This window comes from Deltaproteobacteria bacterium (assembly GCA_016178705.1).
Lineage (GTDB): Bacteria > Desulfobacterota > Binatia > HRBIN30 > JACQVA1 > JACOST01.
This window is the reverse complement of sequence record JACOST010000014.1, coordinates 772,797-792,940: the sequence shown is the minus strand read 5'-3', so window position 1 is coordinate 792,940 and position 20,144 is coordinate 772,797. Positions and strand designations below refer to the sequence as shown.

Here is a 20,144-nt window from a genome sequence, read left to right as displayed (position 1 = left end):
ACCGTTGGTGAACGTTTGTTAGGCGGTCGCCCGGGGCTTCAAACCGAAACACTACCGAACCAGGTGGAGCTGCCGCGTTGGGTCACGGCTCTTTCGTTCTTGACAATCGAACACCCCCCGACTTAGAAGCCGCGCCATGTCGCGCGAGTCGAATGTTCGCTTCGACCTCCCACTCACGCGTCGGCAAGTCTTGCGGCTGGGTGCAATCGGCACCGTGGCGCTCGCGCTGCCAACGCGACGATTGCTCGCGCAGCGCGGCGGGGCGGCGGCCGGAGCGGTCGCGCCATTCCTCACGGCGGCGGAACTAACGACGGTGGATGCCGCGGTGTCGCGCATCATTCCGACTGATACGGTGCCGGGGGCGCACGAGGCGGGCGTCGCGGATTACATTCAAGGACTGCTGAGTGCGTTGCCGTTCGTTGACGCCAACTGCGACGATCGCCGCACGGCCGCCGACTTCACCGCCATCGCCCTGCGCCAGGGCACTGCCGACGACGCCGGCTGTCGCGGTGCCGACGTGAACGGCGACGGCGTGGTCGATGCGATCGATTTGCGCAGCGCCGAGGTTGCGTTCTTCGCGGCCCGCCCCATCTTCGGCGGCGGTCCGTTCAGCGGCCGGCAACCCTTCGGCGACTTCGCCGCCGGGCAGGCCACCGACGTGTTTCCCACGCCGAGCTTCGACAACGCGATCCCACTCAATCGCGTGCAGCGCTTGGCGTGGAAGGTGCGCCTCGATGGCGCCGCCAGCGTACCGGAGGTGGCGGACAATCCGCTCGCGACGACGCTCGACGAAGTCGACCTGCGGCGCAAGTATCGCGACGGCATCGCCGAGATCGAACAGATGAGTCACGAGCAGTTCAGCCAGCCGTTCGCGCGGCTCGCGCCCGATGATCAAGACACGATCCTCACGCTCATCAACCCCGACTTCGTGACCCTGCTCACCAACCATTCGGTTGAAGGGTTGCTCTGCGACCCGGTGTACGGCGGCAATCGCGATCGTATCGGCTGGCAATTGGTCGGCTTCGACGGCGACAGCCAACCGCTCGGTTACACGCTCGGCTTCGATGAGCTCACGCAGCAATACATCGAGCGGGCCGACAAGCCGAACTCGAAGCCCAACCCCAACGAGGGCTGTCACGCCTTCGGTTCGACCATGATTGCGTTCCTCACGGTGGTGGCGACCAACGATCTCACGAAGCCGAATGCCAAATTTCCCAGCCCATTCTGCTTCGAGGCTTCGACGTGAGCTTGCCGTCGACGGTGCCCAACGTTCTGGGCAACACGGCGCTCGACGCACCCTTCGATGTCGTGATCGTCGGCAGTGGGGCGGGCGGTTCAGCCGCCGCGCATGTGCTCGCCGGCGCCGGCATGAAGGTGCTCATCCTCGAAGCCGGCAACAACTACTTTCCCGGGCTCGACAACCCCGACCATCTGCCATTTCCGCTGTTCAGCAACGATGAGCTGAAGTTCGGCCGCCGCATGGTGTTGCAGGACCCGGTGGTGGAGCCGCGCACGTTTCGCCAGAGCGCGGCCGAGACGGCGCGCGCGCATCCGGACGTGAACGTGCTGGCGCGCAATGTCGGCGGCACCACGGTGCATGCCGACATGAAGTATCCGCGCTTCAACGAGATCGACTTCCGCCTGGCCTCGGCGCTGCGCGATGGCGGCCGAACCTTCGACGGCACCAGCTTCGTCGATTGGCCGCTCACGTACGATGAGCTGCAACCGTTCTACGTCACGGCCGAAAATTTGTCGGGCGTGAGCGGCCGCGCCGACGGGGAGGGGGCTGATCCGTTCGCGTCGCCACGTAGCGGCCCGTACCCGTTGCCGCCGACCGCGGAGATGTACGTCGCGCGCACCCTCGCCGATGGCGCACGCAAGAAGGGCTACCACCCCATACACTATCCCGGGGCGGTCAACTCGCGGCCCTACGGCGGGCGCCCGGCGTGCAACAACTGCGGCTTCTGCAGCGGCTTCGGCTGTCCCAACAACTCGAAGGGCTCGGCGGCGGTCACGACGTTACGGAGCGCGCTGCTCACCGGCAACTGCCAGGTGCGCTTCAATTGCTTTGCACGCCGCTTGGTACGCAACGGCAACAGCATTGCGGCGGTGGAGTACACCGACGCCGACGGTGCGATACAATCGGTCACCGCCGATCGCTTCATCCTCGCCGCCAGCGCGGTGGAGAGCGCGCGCTTGTGTTTGCTCTCCGATCGCGATGGGCCCGGGCTGGGCAACTCGAGCGATCAGCTCGGCCGCCATCTGATGTACCACTTCCAGACCACCGCCGTCGGCATCTTCAAGCAGCGCCTACACGGCGAACGGGGCAATTCGGTCAGCAACGGCATGGCCGACTTCCGCGGCGTGACCGAAGGCGGCATGAGTTTGCGCTCGGACGTTCCGCTCGGCGGCATCATCGAATTCGGCACCTCGTCGGAGCCGCTGCGTTCGAACAAGGCATTCCTGCGCCCGGACGCGTTGGCGTTCGCTCACTTGGTCGGCCTCCCGTTGAAGCAGTTGTTGGTCGAAGGCCCGTTTACCGCCCACATCGCGGTGTTGACGATGCAGGCCGAAGACGCACCGCAGCCGACCAATCGTGTACAACTCGATCCGACCGTGCGCGACGTGTACGGCTTGCCGGTGCCGATGGTGACGTACCAAAACCATGGCTTCGAACTCGACGCGCGCACCTTCTATCAGCCGAAGATGCTGCAGATCCTGGGCGCGGCCGGTGCGCAATTCGGATTCTTCCAGCCCTACGATCCCAGTGAGCCGCCCGACTCTCGCCACGTCATGGGCGGCTTGCGCATGGGCAGCGACCCGCACACGTCGGTGTGCGATCCGTTCGGGAAATTTCACGACCTCGACAACCTCTACAACGCCGACGGCGGCGTGTTCGTGACCAGTTCGGGGTACAATCCGACGCTGACGATCATCGCCCTCGCCTTGCGAACCGCCGGCCACATCGTCGCTCCCGGTCACGCGGAACGCGTGATCGCTTCGCACATTTGACTCGCTCACATTCACGCGCTACGAGGAACCAACGTCAGCATGACGGAGCCAACCGGCCGCGAGCCGGGCGGCTTTTTTTTGCGTCGCAGGCTGACCAGGTGGTTAAGGGAGTCACGAGCACGCCATGTGGGCGCCACTATGATGCTACCAGTCCTCCACGTCTCGGCGCTGCAAGCCGTGATCGGCATCGGGGTGTTGGCGTCGATCTGGTACTACCTGACCGTGCTCTACTCGGCACGGGAGTTCTTTCGCTGGGCTGACGGCCAACGCGCAGGCGCCGCGGCGGCACCACAGCCTGGCGTCTCAGTGCTCAAACCGCTCAAGGGTCTCGACGTCAATCTGTACGAGAATCTCGCAACCTTTTGTCGTCAGGATTACCGCGGCGCGTTCCAGGTGGTCTTCGGCGTCGCCGATGCCGGTGACAGCGCGATTGCCGTGGTGCGCCAACTGCAGCGCGACTTTTCCTCGCTCGACATCGAGTTGGTCATCGACCCGCGCGTGTACGGCACGAACTACAAGGTGAGCAACCTGCACAACATGTACGCGCGCGCTCGCCACGACGTGTTGGTGATCGCCGATAGCGATATCCGCGTGCCGCCAGACTATCTGTGCCGAGTGGTCGCGCCCCTGCACGATCCCGCCGTCGGCGTCGTGAGCTGCTTGTACAAAGCGGTGCGCCAAGGCGGCCTCCCGACGTTGGTCGAGTCGCTGTTCATCAGCACCGACTTCGACACCAACGTGATGGCGGCGCGCAAAGTGGAGAAGCCGAGCTACGCGTTCGGCGCAACCATGGCGCTGCGACGCGAGACGCTCGATGCCATCGGTGGCTTTCTCGCCATCCGCAACTATCTCGCCGACGACTACTACCTCGGCTACCTGGTTGCTCAACGCGGCTTGAAGTTGGTGTTGTCGGATCTCGTGGTCGAGACGGTCCTTGATGTCGGTCCCTGGGCACATCTCTTTCAACACCAAGTGCGCTGGGCGCGGACGTACCGCACCGTGCGCCCCGGCGGCTATTTTGGCAGCGTGTTCACCCAGGGCACCATGTGGGCGGTGTTCACGATGCTCTACTACGGGTTCAGTCCCACCAGTGTAGCGATTGCGGCAACCGTGATCGGCCTACGCCTGTGGTGCGCGAGTGCGATGTGCTTCCGCTACCTCCACACGGACAACACGCCGCTTCACATGCTGCTCGTCTTACCGAAGGATCTCTTCGTCTCCGCGGTGTGGCTGATTAGTTTTCTCGGCAACACGGTGAGATGGAGCGGTCACGATTTCCGCGTCCTGCGCGGCGGCGAGATGGTTCATGTTACCGCGCCCGCAACGACATCCGCTTGGCAACAACCCGCGCTCGCGGAGCCGACGTCATCGGCACCCGATTCACTCTAGCGACTCCCTTCTTCCATCGTGTGCGCACCACTCTCGTTGACCCTTCGGTCAACGCAGCGCGTCGATTTGTCTTGACCCTTTCGACTCCTCTCCTCTAAGACACGCGATGTCGGTTCGATCGCGGAAGGGGGCTCGTCATGAAACGGTGGATGGTTGCACTCACAATCGGCGTCGGAGTGTTCGTGGTTGGTCCCGCAATGGCGCACGCCGACGGCTTGCCGACACACAGCAGCGCAATTGCGGTGAGCAGCGACAACGCCGCCGTCTGGCTCGTCAACCCGGAATCTGGCACGGCCGCACGCATCGCGACCAGCAGCTTGACGAGGGTCGGCGAGTACGCGGTGGGTCGCAATCCTCGCACCCTCGCGCTCGACGCAACGCACGTGTTCGTCACCGCGCAGGACGACGATCTGATCGTCCGCTTCGACCAAACCGACGGAGGCAACGTCATTCGGCAGCAGCTGCAGTTCGGCTGCGCCCCGTTCGGCGTCGCCCTGAACGGCGACGGCACGCGCGTGTACGTCAGTTGTGAACGGACCGACACGTTGATCGTTCTGGATGCGGACCTTCACCAGCTCGCCGCGATTCCCGTCTTGGGAACGCCGCGCGGCATCGCCGTCAGCGCCGACGGTGCGCATGTTTACTTGTCGCACTATCTCACTAAGGAACCGAGCTCGACCGGCCACGTCAGCGAAATCGACGCGACGACCAACACCGTCGCGCGCACATTCGACATCCCGCTCGATACCAGCACCTGCGAGACGATCAACTCCGCGCCGGGCGTCTACAACTTCATGTCGGTGATCGCGCTGACGCCGCCCAACAGTCCCGCCGGCACGGCCAACCAAGTGTGGGTGGCGGGCACCAAGGAAAATGTCGCCGCCAAGGGGCTGTTCATTCGCAGCAGCTTTTTCAAAAACCTCCCCGAGGCGCAGCGCTTCCCGTTTCCGTTCAGCGGCTTTCCGGACGATGGCTCGACCTCGCGCCGGCGCAACATCTTCAAGCCGTCGTTTCACGAAATCATCCGCTCCTTCATCGCCAAGATTGATCTGACCACCGGCACGGTCAAGGAGTTCATCGACGTCAAGGGTGGCAACGCGCCCGCGGGTTTGGACTTCTCCGCCGACGGCACCATCGCCTACACCGTTGATCGCACGTCGAACCGCTTCGGACTCTTCAATTCGTTGCGTAGCGGCATCGTCAACGACGATCCGCCCGCGCACGGGCCTGGCAATTGCACCGCCAACCCCTTCGACATTCTCTACGAAGGGCCGCTGCTGATGAACCTGCCCCCGGAAGTCGAGCAGCGCGCCGATGAACCGACGCTGCTCGAAGTCGCCGGCGAGCCCAACGGTACCGCGCTGACCGGACTCGACTACGATGTCGACCTCAACGCGATGAAGCCGATCTCCGACGGCATCGGCACGACACCGATCGGCATCGCGGTGGCCCCGGACGGCGCGCGCGCGTACAGCGTCAACTCGCTCGCGCGCACGGTCACCGTCATCGACGTCCGCCCCGACAGCTATCGCTGCGCCACACCGCCGCACAATGCGTGTTCGACGCCGCTCGACTGCGCCTCGACCGGTCAGGGTGTGTGCGCCAACGGCATGCACGGCGGACAGATCCAACTGTGCATGAACGACGCCGAGTGCGATGCCGGCATCCGCTGCGTGCATCAGCGGAAATGTATGCCGCAGATTCTCGGCGTGGTGAACAGCACCGAGCATGATCCGCTGCCGCCGGAACTGCTGGACGGCGAAATTCTGTTCAGCACTTCGGCGCGCGATGCCAGCCTCGCCAACAACATCGGTCTCGACACGCCGGTGCCGCCCAGCAACTTTCAGGATCCGGCAACGTTGTCGAAGCCCGGCGCAGTCGTCAGCACCGGCCACGACGCCGAATATCTCGCGTGTACATCGTGTCACGCCGAAACCGGCAACGACGGCCGCACGTGGGACAACTCGCAGTTCGGCGCCAGCTTGCGTAACACCGGCGATCTGCGCGGCCGCGCGTCGCTCGCCCCTGGCACATGCAGTGACAAGGCCGCGGACTCCGCTAAGATTGATCATCCGTGCACGACGGACTCAGACTGCGGTAGCGGCTCACCGCTGACGACCTGTCAGGCCAACCTGAAATTCGTTCCGCTCGCCAATCCGTTGGTCGCGCCCGAAGCGCATCGCTTCTTCAATCCAATGGGCACCATTCACTGGAACGCCGATCGCGACGAGGTGGAAGACTTCGAGCATGCCTTCCGCACATTGCAAGGCGCGGGCGACTGCGACGGGAACGAACACTTGCCCGAGAAGTGCATCGGCGCCCTCATCATGCGCTCGCATACCACCGATCCGGTCAACGACTCCGACGATCTCGGCGCACCCAACCGGGCCATCCCCGGCACCAGCGGCATCGCCGGCATTCGCCTCACCCACATGGCCGACTACGTCTACAGCGAAACCGAGTACGTGCGGAATCCCAACATCGGCGCGCATGGTGAGGCGATTGTGTTCGCCGCCCAGCGCGGGCGCGCCATCTTCAACGATCCGCGCGTGGGTTGTGCACGCTGTCACAACGGCCCCTCCGACGAGAACCAACAATTCACCGACAAGCGGCCCCTGATGCCCGGCGAAGCCGGCTTCGATCCGAATCAGCCGGTGAGTGCTACCAATAACCCATACCTGCGACACGACGTCGGTACCGCCAACATCTTCGACAAGACCGATCCCTTCATGATCGCCGATACCACCGCCCCCGGCGGCGTCTTCCCCAATCGCGCGATGCCAATCCCGGGTAGTCGCGGCGCGCTCACCGAGTATCTCACCCCAACCTTGGTCGATGTGTGGAACACCGCGCCATATCTGCACGATGGCAGCGCGGCGACGTTGCTCGATGTCGTGATGCCGTGCAACTCGCACTTCGACGATTGCAACGCCGCCGGCACCGGCCGCAACGTCGACGACCGCCATGGTCGAACCTCGATCTTGTCGCGCACGCAGCTCGACGATCTGGTCGCATTCCTTAAGGCGCCGCACGGTCCCGTCGGCAACGCAGACGCTCGGGCGACACTCACCGTCACGACGGCCGCTACGGCGGCGCCCGACTTTGGTTTCACATTCCCGATCCCGATCACTGGAGCCCACATCGGTATGACCATCAACAGCCGCACGGGGATCGTCACGATGAACGGCGCCGACTTCCCCATTGGCGTGTTCCACACCATCGGTGGCGACGTGGTCTTCAACGTCGACGACAATGTCTTTACCGGCACGATCGACAGCGCCGGTAACATCTCCATCCCCAACGTCGGCATGACCCAGGCGTTGGAAGGTGCGCCGATTCGTTTCACGTTCAACCTCACGACCCAGACGTCGCAACTGCCGATGGACGACGATCCGAAACACACCATCAACGGCTCGGCGCTGAATCGATCGACTGGCACGGTCACGCTAGTCGACATTCAACTCAGCCCGCCCGACACCCCGGTGTTGGGCACGTCGACTCCCACCACGCTCAAGATTGTCGGCACACTGGATTATGCGCCGATGCAGATCGAGCGGGTCGGCGAAGTCACCGGCATGGTCACCGATGGCCAGGGTCATGCGGTAGTTGGCGCGTCCGTGCGCGGACGCGGGGGACGGCGCTCCGTCACGGACACCAATGGACACTTCCGCATCGCCCGGCTCGTTCTTGGTCAGCAGACGATTCGAGCGAGCCGGCGCGGCGTCGGGCGCGCGCAGATGGACGTGTTCCTGTCCGCCGCGGCGCAAATACGCGACGTGACGTTGCAACTGCACTGAGAAAGGATCGACACTTCACCACGCGGAGTTGCGAGGCCAGTTGATGTCACGGTGGGACGTCGTCGTCATCGGTGCCGGGCTCGGCGGCATGCTGACCGGCGCCATCTTGGCGCGCCGGGGCCGCCGCGTACTCGTGCTCGAACGCGAGCCACGTGCCGGTGGCCGCCTGCGCAGCTACGACGTTGACGGCTTCGTGGTCGACTGCGGCGCGTTCTTGTGGCCCAACAAACATCTCGATGAGGCGCTCGCCGCGGCCGGCGTCACCGACTGGATCGGATCCGAGATTCCCGCCGATCAGGTGATGCGTATCTTCGTGCAAGGTCTCAACGGCAAGCGCTTCGCGTTCCCATGGCTGGGGCGAGATCAGGCCGCGCTCGCCGACACGGTGCGAGAAGTCTATCGCATCTCACCGGAGGAGTTCCGCACCTTCAGCGGCGTCCTGGCGCAACTTGCGCAACTCGATGATGCCCAGACCGCCGTACTGATGCACACCACCGTCGGCGACTGGCTCGGCACCGCCGGCGCCAACCCCACGTCGGCCAACGCGCTGCGGCGCACGCTGATGCTGTTCGGCTCGAAGGAACCGATGCACGCGTCGATCGGTGAGTTCGCCCGCATGCTGCAACGCAACCGCACGCCGGGTCGGCCGGCAAAGCCCGAGTACTGCGGTGCCAATGCGATCGGCGGCGTGAGGGCGTTGGTTGAAGCGATACGGCACGCATTGGAACGCAACCATGCCGAGTTGCGCCTGGCCACGACGGTCGACGAGATCATCGTCGAAGGTCATCGCGCCACCGGAGTGTTGGCCCACGGCGCGGCCCCGTTCCAAGAACGCTTCGACGCCGACGCCGTGGTCAGCAACGTGCCGATCTGGGCCCTCTTCGATCTCATCTCCGATCGTCACTTTCCCAGCCAATTCGTCGCCAACGCGCATCACTACGCCAAGGTCGGCGGCACGGTGAGCGTCGCCTATGCGTTCGAAGACGTGCCGACGCTGCGCGAGACCGGCGCGCCCGATCGCTTCCTGGGCTGGACGCGTTTGCTCGTCGGCGCCACGCGCACGTTCGGCGGTGGCCTGATGTGGGCGTCGCTGCACTCGCCGCACAACGCGCCGCCCGGCAAGCACATCCTGCAAGGCATGCGACTGGTGCGCCCCGAAGTGCTCGGCGATCACGACGCCGTCGATCACATCGTTGCTGACTTCGACACGATGGTGCGCGAGATCTATCGCGACGTTGATGAGAAACTCCGCTGGCGCCGCCGCTGGGTCACCCGCGACGGCAGCGAATACATGATCTCGGCGGCTCCTCGACCCGACATCCGCGCCCCGTCGGTCGAGCACCTCTACTTCGTCGGCGAGACCATCAATCTTCCGTCGATCCAAATGGACGCCGCCGCACACTCCGCGCTCGAGTGCGCCCGACTGATCGGCTAGGCGAACAGCAGCGCTGTCTGCGCCCTTTGCGCTTCACTGCGTCCGCAAGCGGACGCGGAAGGCGCCGCCGTGGTCGGGCAGTCCGAACGTCTCGACCAACCACAGCAGCGGCCGGACGTACCAGTACTTCTGCCCCACTAACTCATTGACGTGCGCGCGCTCGGCGACCGCGGTGATGCGGCTCGCCGTGCCTTCGAACGTCTCGCCATCGATCTGCAACGACACCTTCGATCGCTTCTGCACGTTGCGCGTCCACTGACGTTGCACGTTCGAGGTCACGAGATAGATCGTGTCGCCCTCAACCAGGTACCAGATGGTCACTTCGTAGGGTTTGCCGCTCTTGCGACCATAGTGGGTCAAGCGCAGTGTCGAAGAGTCGGCCACACGGGCGAGGCGTTTCGCGAGCGTTGCGTTCATTGGAGGGGTCCTTCTTGGGAGTGCAGGTTCGGCAACCAACGTGGCACGCGCCGGCAGTAGGCGTCAAACGCCGCGCCGAACTGTCGTCGCAAGGTAGGCTCCTCGTACGTGAGGACGCGCAGGTGAAACAGCAGCATGAGCAACGTCACGTATGCGAGCAAGGTGGCGGACTCGAACAGCACGCCCTCGCCCGCAACGATCGATCCGACGCCGACGTACATCGGGTTGCGCGTAAATTGGTAGAGGCCGCGCACGACGAGTTGCTGCGGTGCATCGAGCGGGTTCGGGGTGCCGTGGCCGGCCGCAATGAAGTTCCACGCGCACCATAGATAGATGGCCACGCCCACAACGATGATCACCGCGCCGGCGAACCGTACGACCCCGAGCGGCAGCGGATATTCCATGTCCGACCGCAACAGCATCCGCGGCACCAGCACGGTGACTGATCCAGGCACGAAGATCGTGAACAGCAGGGTTCGAACAATCAATGACACGCGTTCGGTCATGGCTCAGGTGCGACGGTCGAGGTACGCGCGCCACGGTGTCCAGTAGTACTTCTCCCATCCGTGCTTGACGCCGTCGTAGTCGTGGTCGGCGACATTGACGTGCACGAGATCGATGCGACCGCCGGCGCCGTCGGGAGAAAAAGTCAGGACGAGAATCGAGTCCACATCGTCTTCTCGCCATTGGCTGGAGCGCCAGGTCTGCACAATGAGCCGCTGCGGCAGCGTATGCAACATGCGTCCCGAGAGCATGCCGTTGAACGCGCGAAACGGCGCGCCTGGCTCCGCAGCGATCGTGACCGGCGCACCCGTGATCGCCGCATGCCGCTCCGGATCGAGATAGGCATCGTACAAGTCGCCGGCGGGGGCTGAGAGTTGAACCGTTTGCTGAATCGTCTTCGGCATCGCTGCGCTCACAACCGCGCGATGCCGATCATCGCCTCGCGCGTGACGATTGCCGCCAGCTGTTCCTCGCTCCATCCGTCCGTGCCGGCGGGTCGCAGCGGCAGTACGAGGTAACGGGTCTCGGCGGTGGTATCCCACACGCGAATCTCGATCGACTCGGGAAGATCCGATCCCATCTCGCGCAATAGCGCGCGCGGCTCACGCACCACTCGCGCGCGGTAAGCGGGACTCTTGTACCAATCGGGCGGCAAGCCGAGCACCGGCCACGCGGTGCACGAACACTGCGTGCAGACGATCACGTTGTGAAGCGTAGGCGTGTCTTCGAGCACGACGATATATTCGCCTTGCGCTCCATAGAAGCCCAACTCGGCGCATGCGGCGGTGCCATCGTGCAGCAGCCGTTCTCGATAGGCCGGATTGATCCACGCGCGCGCGACAACCTTGGCGCCGTTCTGCGGACCGGTCTTGTCGGCGTAGCGTGTGGTCACCGAATCGATGAAGCCGTCCGGCACCAGTTGCTTGTCGCTCAGCGCCGTCTCCAGCGCCTGTGCGCGCGCCGCCGCGGTCGCAGGTGGAACGGGATATCGCGAGTCGCTCATGGCGCGTCCAAGTAGCTCTCCCACAAATCGACCACCACGGTCGCATTGTTCTCGGCTGCATCCGTCCACAACTCGCGCGCGGCGAAGCGCACATGATAGGTCGGCTCGCTGCGCTGCGGCAGACCGTGCGCGGCGACATCGGGGAACGAGAAGGGTGGGGCCACATGAATGACCACGCCCCGTTTGCCCCGCGCGTAGCGCGGTACCCGCGTATGGCCAACCGGATGCATTGTGCGGACGACCACTGCTTCGCCTACCGCGAAGCGTGGGCCGACGCGTTGAGCGACGTCAGTCGCACGCGGCGACAGCGCTGATCGCGACAGCGGAAAGACACCGCCGGCGCGCGCCTCCAGCTCGTCGTGGGTCAGGACGCCCTTTTCGACTAGCAACGTTGCGACACCGGTGAGCACGCGTTCGTAGTACGAGGCAGCCAAGTAATGCGCCGGGTTCATACGCTCGATCGCGTGGCGATACTCGTCGGCGTTGTACGCGCGCAGCACGACGATGCCGACAGCATTCAAGCCGAACACGCGCCGCTCCCATGGTTCGTGGAACACGGGTTCGTTCGGCTCGACCTCCACGCAACCAAACCCACTCATCCCGCCGAGATCGTGAATGCCATCCATAACGCGCCGCTCGCGCCCGATCTAGAGCCGCCGGGGTTCGCTTGTCAACGAGTTAGCCAATCGGTTGAAGGATTGCGTGCAGTCCAGTCACCGGAGCCGATCAGGCACAGCAATCGGGTCATCGAACCCAGAGGCCACCGTGTGCGTCCACATGCCCATAATTGGCATCGCAGCTCCGACGCGGCTGGACGAGCCATCGCGTGGGGCCGGCTCACAGAGACGTGGCCCATAGCCGAGCGCAGCGGGCGCGAATGAGAGCGCGAGGGAAAACCGCGCCGTCGGTTTTCCCTCGCTCCGTATGAGCGGTGCCGTTTCGGCCCGGAGACCCGCGTTGCGTCCATCGCACGATCCCCCTACACTAGCTTTCCACCCGGAGGCTTCATGACCACCCACACCGTCGTTCGCGCGCTCACGCTCACCAGCCGTTTGGTGTCGCCCGTCGTCACCACCGCGGCCTTGATCGGCCTGAGTATCTACGCGTGGCGGACGTGGATGCGGGTACGCGCGGAAGCGCAGTGGGAAGTCGACTGGGCGGCGTTTCAACAGCGGCACCTTGCGGACGACGAATGAAACCATGGACCTGAACGCGATTCGCGAACGGCTGCGGCACCATCAGCCGGCGGTCGCCGCGCACAACGGTTACTCGCGCGCCGCCGTGGCTATGATCCTGCGCGAACGCGAGCGGACCTGCGACGTCTTGCTGATCGAGCGCAGTGAGCGAGCGAATGATCCATGGTCGGGACACATGGCGCTGCCCGGCGGCCGCGAAGACGCGAACGACGGCGAGTTGTTCCACACCGCCGCGCGCGAGACCCACGAGGAAGTCGGCATCGACTTGCGCACCACGGCGGATCTGCTCGGTCACTTGGATGACGTGCAAGCCATCGCCCGCGATCGTCCGTTGGGCATGGTGATCCGTCCGTACGTCTACGCCCTCACTCGCGACGTCGTTCCCCAACCCGACCATCGCGAAGTCAAATCCACAGTCTGGCTGCCGCTCCCGTTTCTGACCACACCAGAAGCGAAAGGCACCTACATGCGCCGCCTCAACGGCAACGAGCAGGACTTCCCGGCCTTCGTCTACCAGGGCTACCGCGTGTGGGGCCTAACGTATCGCATGCTGACCGGCTTCCTCGAACTGCTCCGCTAATTCCGCATTCCCAGTCGGTGGTCCGACTCCGCCAATTCCGCATTCCGCAATCCGCAATCACAAGTCCGCAATCACAAGTCCGGCCGCCGGATCACAAACTCCATCACCTCGTCGTAGTGATAGCCGCAGTTCTGATCAGCGAGTTCCATTTCTCGAATGGGCTGGTCGTACCAAGGATAGCCGCGGCAAACGAGCGGGCGCTCCTCGTAGGCTTGGCAACGGCCGTCGTCACCGAGCTGATCGCAGCGATAGAGGTGCGCGTCCTTCGGCAGACGCAACACGTAGAACGGATTGCGCTCCAGCGCTTCGTCACGCGTCAGCGGATGCCAATGCTTGGCCGCGAACGGCATGTCGGAGGGAATGCCGAGCACACTGGTGATCGACGCCATCGCCCAAATCTCTTCGGGCGACTGCTGCAACGTCAACACGCGGCAACACGCGCCGCACTGATTGCAGAGGCTCATCGCTTCTCAGCAGCTAGTTGATCCTTCGTCCGGGATCGCTTGCACGGCCTACTCACTTTGGTTCGTATCCCAATCTCAGCGGAACCGCCGATTCGATGGAAGAGCGCCACCGACACCGGTTCATATCTTCCCATCGAGTAGTGCACAGATTGCCGACGCCCACTTGATCGCGTCGTATGCCGTGCTCCGAAGCGCCGGCTTACTGCCGTGGACGTCCCCCATGCTACGGCGAAGCGTCTGCAGCGCCTGGGCGGCGCGGTTGGTGGCGCATCGTACATCCTCTACGACGGAAGAGGCATCGGACTCCGACATACCCAATTCCACAAAGGCCTGCTCCATGTCATCGAACACGCAAAGCCGCTTGAAAGCGGTGTTTACCTTGGCTGAGAAGGAAACCTTTCCAGGATCGCCCAAGTCGAGAGAATGGTAGGCACTTTGGGTCGCGAGGTCCACCGCGCCGCATGCCGCGGTGATAGCGCCGCTCTCGTCACCATCAACAAGGCGAGCCGTCGCTTTTGCTATCTCGGAGGCCGACGATGGTGGGAGGTAGTGGGATTCTCGGGCATCCAGTAGGGCTACTGGAACAAACGTACCATCCAGGAACTGAAAGCCGTGGCGACTCAAGACTTCCTGGACTCGTGCTGCGATCTCAGGGTTCTGCTTCACGACTCTCTCAGCCAGGATACACAACGCGGTGACTTGAGCCTTGGCATCCAGCTCGCCGAATGCGAGGTCGATAGCGGGCAACACCGCAGCCCGCTTCTGGGCAGCTTGGCCCACAGGCAAACGAGTCATGTCGATCCCCGCAGCAGCCGCGATGTTCCGCGCATTCTGAATCGGCAGATCGCTGAATTCAGATCGGATCGCCGCGTAGAGTCGCTTGATCTCTTTGGGGCTCAGATCCATTCGACTTTCATCATGCCGCGGATTCGCCTATTGGCAGAGAGCCTCCGCACACGGCCCGCAGAATCGCTCACCGCGCAGCTCCTGCTTGCTCTACCAAGCGCCTCGCCTCAAGCTGTTACTGCGTACAGCAAATCGCCCGCTCTCACGGGGCGTTTAGAAACCGCAGATGTACGCTTGTCAAATCTCGACGACCCGTCTCTAAGCCGTCGGGCGTATCGATCACGCGCCAGTAGCCGTCGTAGCGATAGCCATACAGCACTTCGCCGGCTCGCAGTAGGTCGATCGCGGTGCGCTTGGCGATACTGTACACGCCGCGCTCCATGTACTCGAAGACGCGCGGCTCGAAGATCCACACGCCGCCGTACATCAGTGGCGTCAGGGGCATGGCGACTTCGGTGGGAACGCCGAGAAAACGGCGCACGCGATCGTCGGTATCGACTTCGATCGCGCCATAGCGCGCCACCTCCGGATCGTCGCGCAGCATCATCGTGCTGATCCCGCCGCGGGCGCGGTGGAATGCGAGCATCGCCGGCAGGTCGAGATCGACGATCGTGTCGGCGTTGAGGATCGCGAACGTGTCTTCGCGCAGAAAGGACTCCGCGTTCTTGATCGCGCCGCCGGTGTCGAGAATGGGATCTTCCTCGGAGTACGTGATGCGAACGCCGTACGCGCTCCCGTCACCCAACGCTGCGCGAATCTGTGCGCCGAGATGGTGCAGGTTGATCAGCACTTCGGTGATCCCCGCCGATCGTAGGAGCAGCAGCGGATACGCAATCAACGGCCGTCCCGCGACGTCGAGCAGCGGCTTGGGCGTGTGGTCGGTCGACGGACGCATGCGCGTACCGAAGCCGGCGGCGAGGATCATGGCGCGGGTCATGAGGGCAGTAGGCCGGGAAACAGTTGGCAGTAGGCAGGGGGCAGTAGGCAGCTTCGGAATCGGGCGGTCATGTGCGGCCGCCGATCAGTCGCGCAACTCGGGGAAATGTTGTGCGAGAATGGTCTGCACGCTGCTCAGCGCGGGATCGCGGGCGAGGAGGCGGCGGAGTTGCCGCAGCGTCGATGGCAAGTAGCGCAGGTAGCCCGGCTTGCCTTTCACCATGTTGAGATAGTGAAAGCGGCCGACGACTTTGAACGCCTTCTGCAACGCGCAGGCGAAGTATTGCGCGCGCAGCGCGTCGCGACTCCACGCGGGACCGCCACGCGCCTGCCATTGCCCGTGGTAGTAGTCGAGCAATTGGTCCTCCACCGCCGGCGTGATCTTGAGCGGCGTGTCGCGATCGCCGAGCAGTGTGCCGAGGTCGTAGGTCGCCGGTGCGAGCAGCGCGTCCTGAAAATCGATCACCCAGAGTCGGGCGTCGTGGACGAAGAGATTCCAACTGTGAAAATCGCGATGCGCGAGAAACCGTGGCGCAGCGCCGAGGTCAGCGGCGATCGCACCAAAGTGGCGGCGCAACTCGCCTAGCTCCGCGGGTGGAACAGGGTTCGGCAGACGCTTCTCCAATGCGTACTCGATGAAGTGTTCGAACTCCCAATTGAACAGCCGCTCGTCAAAGGCTTGTTGGAAGGCGACATGGTCGTCGTCCCGCCGGCGCGTACCGTCGAGCACGATCGTGAGCAACTGATCGATCGCGCGCTGATACCAGGTGACGATCTGCGCCGGCGGCAAGTCTTGGATGAAGTCCCACAGCGCCATGTCGCCAACGTCTTCGAGCACGAGGAACCCTCGCCGACCGGCGTCGAGATAGATCGCCGGCACGCGCACGCGCAGCGCGGCCAGCAGGCGATGCACAGTGACGAACGGCAGCTCGTGCGGCGGCGTTTTGAACACCGCCAACTCGTCGGACGAGATCGACTGGCCACTGTCAGCCAGGATCATCACCACGGCAGACGCGGGCACGCCGGCGCCGCGCAATCGCGCGCGCACGTAGCGCCGGGTCGACGCATCACCCGCCAGCGGCACGATCGCCTCCACGTCCGCGTTGGCGCCGAAGCACTCGATGAGAAGTATGCGAATGGCTTGCTCGTCAGGCACGCGCGACACTCTTCAGTAGTCGCAGGCTTTAGCCTGCGCCGGCTTTGCACACAAACTTCCGGCCGGCGCCCTTCGAGACGCCGCCAGAAGAAGGCGGCTCCTCAGGGCGAGCGGTTGGGTTGTGAGTTTACGATCTATTCTACCGCTCACGCTGAGGAGGACCCATCTTCTCAGGGGCCGTCTCGAAGCGCGCGGGCTTGGACGAGACCTCATGTGTAAGGGCGCCTGCGCTCCGAGCCGGCGCAACGTTCACGCCTCCGGGCGCACAGCCATGCGCCCGCTTCTCGTTACGCCTTGTCCGCCACCGACGGCAGCGGCAGCGTCACTTGCTCCTCGGGCGCCTGCAACGCGCGCGCGGTGGTCTCGATCGTGCGCGGCGCGTCGATCTCTTGCGCGGGACTGGCGCCCAACTCCTTGAAACGCCGCGCGCCGACGAGCACACGACTCTCAAACGAGCCGACGGCGCTGTTGTAGGATTCGACGCTGCGTTGCAGCGCTTTGCGCAAATCGTCGAAGTGCCCGGCCAGCGTCGCAATCCGTTCATAGAGCTGCTTGCCCAGATCGCTGATCTGCTGCGCGTTGGCGGCGAGTTGCTCCTGCGTCCATCCGTACGAAACGGCGCGCAGCAGAGCGATCAGCGTCGTCGGGGTGGCGAGCACGACGCGATTGGTGACGCCCTCCTCGATCAGCGACGGATCTTGTTCGAGCGCGGCGCTGAAGAAGGATTCGCCGGGCAAGAACATCACCACAAACTCAGGCGTCGACGGAAACTGCGACCAATACGCCTTGGAAGCCAGCTGGCTCATATGCGTGCGCAGTTGCCGCGCGTGGTCCTTCAGTTTGGCGACACGGGCCGCATCGTCCGGTGCTTCCAACGCATCGAGGTAGGCCTGCAGCGGCGTCTTGGCGTCGATCACGATCTGCTTACCGCCGGGTAATTTGATCACCACATCGGGACGCAGCCGGCCATCCTCCGTCGTCACGGTCTCCTGTTCGACAAAGTCGCAGTGCGCGATCATGCCGGCGAACTCGACCACGCGCTTGAGCTGAATCTCACCCCAGCGACCGCGTACCGTCGGCGACCGCAGCGCCTTCACCAAGTTGCCGGTCTCCGCTTGGAGCTTTTCTTGACTCTCCAGCAGCGACCGCACCTGCTGCGTCAAGCTGCCATACGCATGCTGGCGCGTTTGTTCGAGGGTCTGGATCTGCGCGTCAACCTTCTGCAGCGATTCCTTGAGCGGCATGACCAGAGTTTCGACCGCCTTCTGGCGTTGTTCGAGATCGCTCTTCGCGTCACCCTGAAACTTTTCCAACGTGGCCTTGGCGAGCTCGATGAACGATTGATTGTTGCTGCGCAGCGCGTCGCTTGAGAGCGCCTTGAAAGTGTCGGTGAGTTGCTGCGTCAGCTGCTCGATCTGAGCGAGCCGCTCGCTGGCGTTGCGGCGCTCGCTGTCCAGCGTCGCGTTCAATTCGGCGTGCTTGGCGGTGAGTTCGGTGACGCGTGCCCGCGCCTGCCGCAGCTCGTCGTCGGTCTGGGACGCGCGCGTCTGCGTCGCCTCGATCTCACGTTCGCGCGCGTTCAGCCGCTCGGCGAGCGCCGCCATCTGGGCCTGCGCGCGCGCGCGCGCGATCGCCCACATCGCAATCGCACCGCCGACCGCGCCTATGAGGAACCACATCACATCCATAACGGCGCCGAGCTATAACACGGAACTCGCCGGGCAGGCCATGTGTGAACGCCCGCGGGCCACCGACGTACCGTTGAATTGCGCGGCCTACAGGCCTCAGCTATAGCTCACGCGATGATTGTTCGTCCTGCTGTGCGGACGCCGTGCGCGGCAATCGCCTGACTATGACACCGACTGGATTCCTCGAACTGATCGAACACGGCGGCGTGGTGATGTACCCGTTGCTCGTGTGTTCGGTGGTGAGTCTCGCGGTCATCGTCGAGCGCTTGTGGTCGCTGCGGCGCACCACCGCGGGCTCGCGCCGGTTGCAGCGCGTAGCGCTGGAAGCCCTCGACGAGGGCGGTGTGACCGACGCGTTGGCGGTGTGTCGCCGCGATGATTCGCCGCTCGCGGCGGTGTATCGCGCGGTGTTGACCGGAACCGAGAAGGACGCTGACGCGCGCACCCGCATCGCCCAGCGCAAGCTCGCCGAAGCCGCGCGCGGCCTGAAGCGCTTCATCTGGCTGCTCGGCACGATCGGCAGCTTGGCGCCGTTCATCGGCTTGTTCGGCACCGTGCTGGGCATCATTCGTTCGTTTGAAAACATGGCGGCGGCAGGTTCGGGCGGTTTCGCAGTCGTGGCCGGTGGAATTTCCGAGGCGTTAATCGCCACCGCCGGCGGTTTGCTGGTCGGCGTGCTGTCGATTTTCGCCTACAACGCGTTCATCGTTCGCATCAACAATCACGCCGCGGTCCTGCGCGAGTGGGCGGACGAGTTCCTGATGCAACTCACCGCGCCAGCGGCGCGCGAAGGGAGCCACCCGCGTGTCGCTCAGTCCCGTTGATGTCGAGGGTGGCGGCGACGGCGGCGACATCGTCGCGGAGATCAACGTCACTCCGCTCACCGACATCTTTTTGGTGCTGCTGATCATCTTCATGGTGACCAGCACGGCGCTGACGCAGCAAGGCACGAAGGTCAACTTGCCCCGCGCCGGCACCGGCGGCAGCGAGCCGGCAAGTATCATCATCACCGCCACGGCGGATCATCGCATCGAGTTGAACGGCAAGACCGTCGCGCTCGACGCCCTGCGCTCCGCGCTGCAAGCCGCGCTGGAAAAAGCCACCGAGAAGCACGTCATCCTGCAAGGCGACCGTACCGTGATCCTCGAAGACGCGGTGCAGATCATGACGATCGCGAAGGAAGCCGGCGCCGAGAAGCTCGCCATCGCCACCGAACCGCAAGCGACGAAACGATGAGGGGCCTGAACTCTACCGCCGAGAGCGCTGAGGCCGCCGAGATGCAACCCAATCTGGACACGGTGACGGAGCGAATCATTGGAGCCGCGATCGATGTTCATACGGAACTCGGTCCTGGACTGCTGGAGTCCACCTATGAAGCCTGCCTCGTGTTCGAGCTGACGCGATCTGGATTGACGGTAGAGCGACAAAAGTCCTTGCCGGTCACCTACAAGAATGTTCAGCTCGACTGCGGATATCGAATTGACCTACTGGTGGAGGGGGTTGTCGTTGTCGAACTCAAGGCGGTCGATCATTTGGACCCCGTTCACGAAGCACAGCTTCTTTCATACCTGAAACTATCAGGTTGCACGGTTGGATTGCTGATTAATTTCAATGTGAAGGTGTTGAAGGACGGGCTCCGCCGCCTTGTTCTCGGCTACTCGGATCAGTCGTCTCTGCGCGCTCCGCGTTCTCGGCGGTAGAATCCTTAGGCATGTAGGAAC

Annotated in this window: 20 protein-coding genes; 10 read left to right on the top strand and 10 right to left on the bottom strand. The window is 63.9% G+C overall.

The window, feature by feature from the left end:
* Positions 1 to 136: 136 nt before the first annotated feature.
* The 5 genes from HYR72_11660 (at position 137) to HYR72_11640 (ending at position 9,633) form a co-directional block, all read left to right on the top strand.
* The gene (locus HYR72_11660) at positions 137 to 1,246 is read left to right on the top strand and encodes a gluconate 2-dehydrogenase subunit 3 family protein (GenBank protein ID MBI1815628.1); all 1,110 of its coding nucleotides are present in this window, start codon (positions 137 to 139) and stop codon (positions 1,244 to 1,246) included.
* Positions 1,243 to 3,012, top strand: coding sequence for a GMC family oxidoreductase (locus tag HYR72_11655; protein ID MBI1815627.1), 1,770 nt, complete (start codon positions 1,243 to 1,245; stop codon positions 3,010 to 3,012). Before HYR72_11660 ends, HYR72_11655 begins: the two co-directional genes overlap by 4 nt.
* 138 nt (positions 3,013 to 3,150) lie before the next feature.
* Positions 3,151 to 4,401 carry a bacteriohopanetetrol glucosamine biosynthesis glycosyltransferase HpnI gene (hpnI, locus tag HYR72_11650; GenBank protein MBI1815626.1) on the top strand — a complete coding sequence of 417 codons (1,251 nt, stop codon included), beginning with the start codon at positions 3,151 to 3,153 and terminating at the stop codon, positions 4,399 to 4,401.
* Positions 4,402 to 4,538: 137 nt separating this feature from the next.
* Positions 4,539 to 8,198 carry a hypothetical protein gene (locus HYR72_11645; GenBank protein ID MBI1815625.1) on the top strand — a complete coding sequence of 1,220 codons (3,660 nt, stop codon included), beginning with the start codon at positions 4,539 to 4,541 and terminating at the stop codon, positions 8,196 to 8,198.
* A 43-nt stretch (positions 8,199 to 8,241) separates the two neighbouring features.
* Positions 8,242 to 9,633 (top strand): NAD(P)/FAD-dependent oxidoreductase, encoded by a 1,392-nt coding sequence (locus HYR72_11640; protein ID MBI1815624.1) that lies wholly within the window; start codon positions 8,242 to 8,244, stop codon positions 9,631 to 9,633.
* A gap of 33 nt (positions 9,634 to 9,666) precedes the next feature.
* On the opposite strand, the gene HYR72_11635 is transcribed toward HYR72_11640, so the two are convergent.
* The 5 genes from HYR72_11635 to nthB are packed head-to-tail and all read right to left on the bottom strand — an operon-like array spanning position 9,667 to position 12,183.
* Positions 9,667 to 10,050, bottom strand: a complete 384-nt coding sequence (locus tag HYR72_11635) for a nitroreductase family deazaflavin-dependent oxidoreductase (GenBank protein MBI1815623.1) — start codon at positions 10,048 to 10,050, stop codon at positions 9,667 to 9,669.
* Complete coding sequence (locus HYR72_11630; protein MBI1815622.1) at positions 10,047 to 10,538, bottom strand: isoprenylcysteine carboxylmethyltransferase family protein; 492 nt, start codon at positions 10,536 to 10,538, stop codon at positions 10,047 to 10,049. Before HYR72_11630 ends, HYR72_11635 begins: the two co-directional genes overlap by 4 nt.
* 21 nt (positions 10,539 to 10,559) lie before the next feature.
* A complete protein-coding gene (locus HYR72_11625; protein MBI1815621.1) occupies positions 10,560 to 10,958 on the bottom strand; it encodes an SRPBCC domain-containing protein in 399 nt (132 codons plus the stop codon).
* An 8-nt stretch (positions 10,959 to 10,966) separates the two neighbouring features.
* Positions 10,967 to 11,557 (bottom strand): nitrile hydratase subunit alpha, encoded by a 591-nt coding sequence (gene nthA, locus HYR72_11620; GenBank protein MBI1815620.1) that lies wholly within the window; start codon positions 11,555 to 11,557, stop codon positions 10,967 to 10,969.
* Positions 11,554 to 12,183, bottom strand: a complete 630-nt coding sequence (gene nthB, locus HYR72_11615) for a nitrile hydratase subunit beta (GenBank protein MBI1815619.1) — start codon at positions 12,181 to 12,183, stop codon at positions 11,554 to 11,556. Before nthB ends, nthA begins: the two co-directional genes overlap by 4 nt.
* Before the next feature lie 381 nt (positions 12,184 to 12,564).
* Between nthB and HYR72_11610 the strand changes: the two genes are divergently transcribed.
* Together HYR72_11610 and HYR72_11605 are read left to right on the top strand one after the other, a co-directional pair.
* Positions 12,565 to 12,753 (top strand): hypothetical protein, encoded by a 189-nt coding sequence (locus HYR72_11610; GenBank protein ID MBI1815618.1) that lies wholly within the window; start codon positions 12,565 to 12,567, stop codon positions 12,751 to 12,753.
* A gap of 4 nt (positions 12,754 to 12,757) precedes the next feature.
* Positions 12,758 to 13,333, top strand: coding sequence for a CoA pyrophosphatase (locus tag HYR72_11605; protein ID MBI1815617.1), 576 nt, complete (start codon positions 12,758 to 12,760; stop codon positions 13,331 to 13,333).
* Between the two features lie 71 nt (positions 13,334 to 13,404).
* On the opposite strand, the gene HYR72_11600 is transcribed toward HYR72_11605, so the two are convergent.
* From HYR72_11600 to rmuC, 5 genes are all read right to left on the bottom strand, one after another.
* Positions 13,405 to 13,797 carry a YkgJ family cysteine cluster protein gene (locus tag HYR72_11600; protein MBI1815616.1) on the bottom strand — a complete coding sequence of 131 codons (393 nt, stop codon included), beginning with the start codon at positions 13,795 to 13,797 and terminating at the stop codon, positions 13,405 to 13,407.
* Positions 13,798 to 13,917: 120 nt separating this feature from the next.
* A complete protein-coding gene (locus tag HYR72_11595; protein MBI1815615.1) occupies positions 13,918 to 14,703 on the bottom strand; it encodes a hypothetical protein in 786 nt (261 codons plus the stop codon).
* A gap of 142 nt (positions 14,704 to 14,845) precedes the next feature.
* Positions 14,846 to 15,568, bottom strand: coding sequence for a nucleotidyltransferase family protein (locus tag HYR72_11590; GenBank protein ID MBI1815614.1), 723 nt, complete (start codon positions 15,566 to 15,568; stop codon positions 14,846 to 14,848).
* A gap of 96 nt (positions 15,569 to 15,664) precedes the next feature.
* On the bottom strand, positions 15,665 to 16,735 hold the full coding sequence (locus HYR72_11585) for a phosphotransferase (GenBank protein MBI1815613.1): 1,071 nt from the start codon (positions 16,733 to 16,735) through the stop codon (positions 15,665 to 15,667).
* Between the two features lie 287 nt (positions 16,736 to 17,022).
* A complete protein-coding gene (gene rmuC / locus HYR72_11580) occupies positions 17,023 to 18,423 on the bottom strand; it encodes a DNA recombination protein RmuC (protein ID MBI1815612.1) in 1,401 nt (466 codons plus the stop codon).
* 164 nt (positions 18,424 to 18,587) lie between these two features.
* On the opposite strand from rmuC, the gene HYR72_11575 reads away from it, so the two are divergent.
* From HYR72_11575 to HYR72_11565, 3 genes are read left to right on the top strand one after another with little or no spacing between them, the layout of a single operon-like run.
* On the top strand, positions 18,588 to 19,247 hold the full coding sequence (locus HYR72_11575; GenBank protein MBI1815611.1) for a MotA/TolQ/ExbB proton channel family protein: 660 nt from the start codon (positions 18,588 to 18,590) through the stop codon (positions 19,245 to 19,247).
* Positions 19,228 to 19,659, top strand: a complete 432-nt coding sequence (locus HYR72_11570) for a biopolymer transporter ExbD (protein MBI1815610.1) — start codon at positions 19,228 to 19,230, stop codon at positions 19,657 to 19,659. The genes HYR72_11575 and HYR72_11570 overlap by 20 nt, the downstream gene beginning before the upstream one ends.
* Before the next feature lie 41 nt (positions 19,660 to 19,700).
* A complete protein-coding gene (locus HYR72_11565; protein ID MBI1815609.1) occupies positions 19,701 to 20,123 on the top strand; it encodes a GxxExxY protein in 423 nt (140 codons plus the stop codon).
* Positions 20,124 to 20,144 lie beyond the last annotated feature (21 nt).

Bases quoted from the DNA above. Each gene is read 5' to 3' on its own strand.
- HYR72_11600 (MBI1815616.1), bottom strand. From the start codon at position 13,797: ATGAGCCTCTGCAATCAGTGCGGCGCGTGTTGCCGCGTGTTGACGTTG.
- nthA (MBI1815620.1), bottom strand. From the start codon at position 11,557: ATGAGCGACTCGCGATATCCCGTTCCACCTGCGACCGCGGCGGCGCGC.
- nthB (MBI1815619.1), bottom strand. From the start codon at position 12,183: ATGGATGGCATTCACGATCTCGGCGGGATGAGTGGGTTTGGTTGCGTG.
- HYR72_11610 (MBI1815618.1), top strand. From the start codon at position 12,565: ATGACCACCCACACCGTCGTTCGCGCGCTCACGCTCACCAGCCGTTTG.
- HYR72_11595 (MBI1815615.1), bottom strand. From the start codon at position 14,703: ATGGATCTGAGCCCCAAAGAGATCAAGCGACTCTACGCGGCGATCCGA.
- HYR72_11575 (MBI1815611.1), top strand. From the start codon at position 18,588: ATGACACCGACTGGATTCCTCGAACTGATCGAACACGGCGGCGTGGTG.
- rmuC (MBI1815612.1), bottom strand. From the start codon at position 18,423: ATGGATGTGATGTGGTTCCTCATAGGCGCGGTCGGCGGTGCGATTGCG.
- HYR72_11645 (MBI1815625.1), top strand. From the start codon at position 4,539: ATGAAACGGTGGATGGTTGCACTCACAATCGGCGTCGGAGTGTTCGTG.
- HYR72_11625 (MBI1815621.1), bottom strand. From the start codon at position 10,958: ATGCCGAAGACGATTCAGCAAACGGTTCAACTCTCAGCCCCCGCCGGC.
- HYR72_11640 (MBI1815624.1), top strand. From the start codon at position 8,242: ATGTCACGGTGGGACGTCGTCGTCATCGGTGCCGGGCTCGGCGGCATG.
- HYR72_11590 (MBI1815614.1), bottom strand. From the start codon at position 15,568: ATGATCCTCGCCGCCGGCTTCGGTACGCGCATGCGTCCGTCGACCGAC.
- hpnI (MBI1815626.1), top strand. From the start codon at position 3,151: ATGATGCTACCAGTCCTCCACGTCTCGGCGCTGCAAGCCGTGATCGGC.
- HYR72_11605 (MBI1815617.1), top strand. From the start codon at position 12,758: ATGGACCTGAACGCGATTCGCGAACGGCTGCGGCACCATCAGCCGGCG.
- HYR72_11565 (MBI1815609.1), top strand. From the start codon at position 19,701: ATGCAACCCAATCTGGACACGGTGACGGAGCGAATCATTGGAGCCGCG.
- HYR72_11635 (MBI1815623.1), bottom strand. From the start codon at position 10,050: ATGAACGCAACGCTCGCGAAACGCCTCGCCCGTGTGGCCGACTCTTCG.
- HYR72_11660 (MBI1815628.1), top strand. From the start codon at position 137: ATGTCGCGCGAGTCGAATGTTCGCTTCGACCTCCCACTCACGCGTCGG.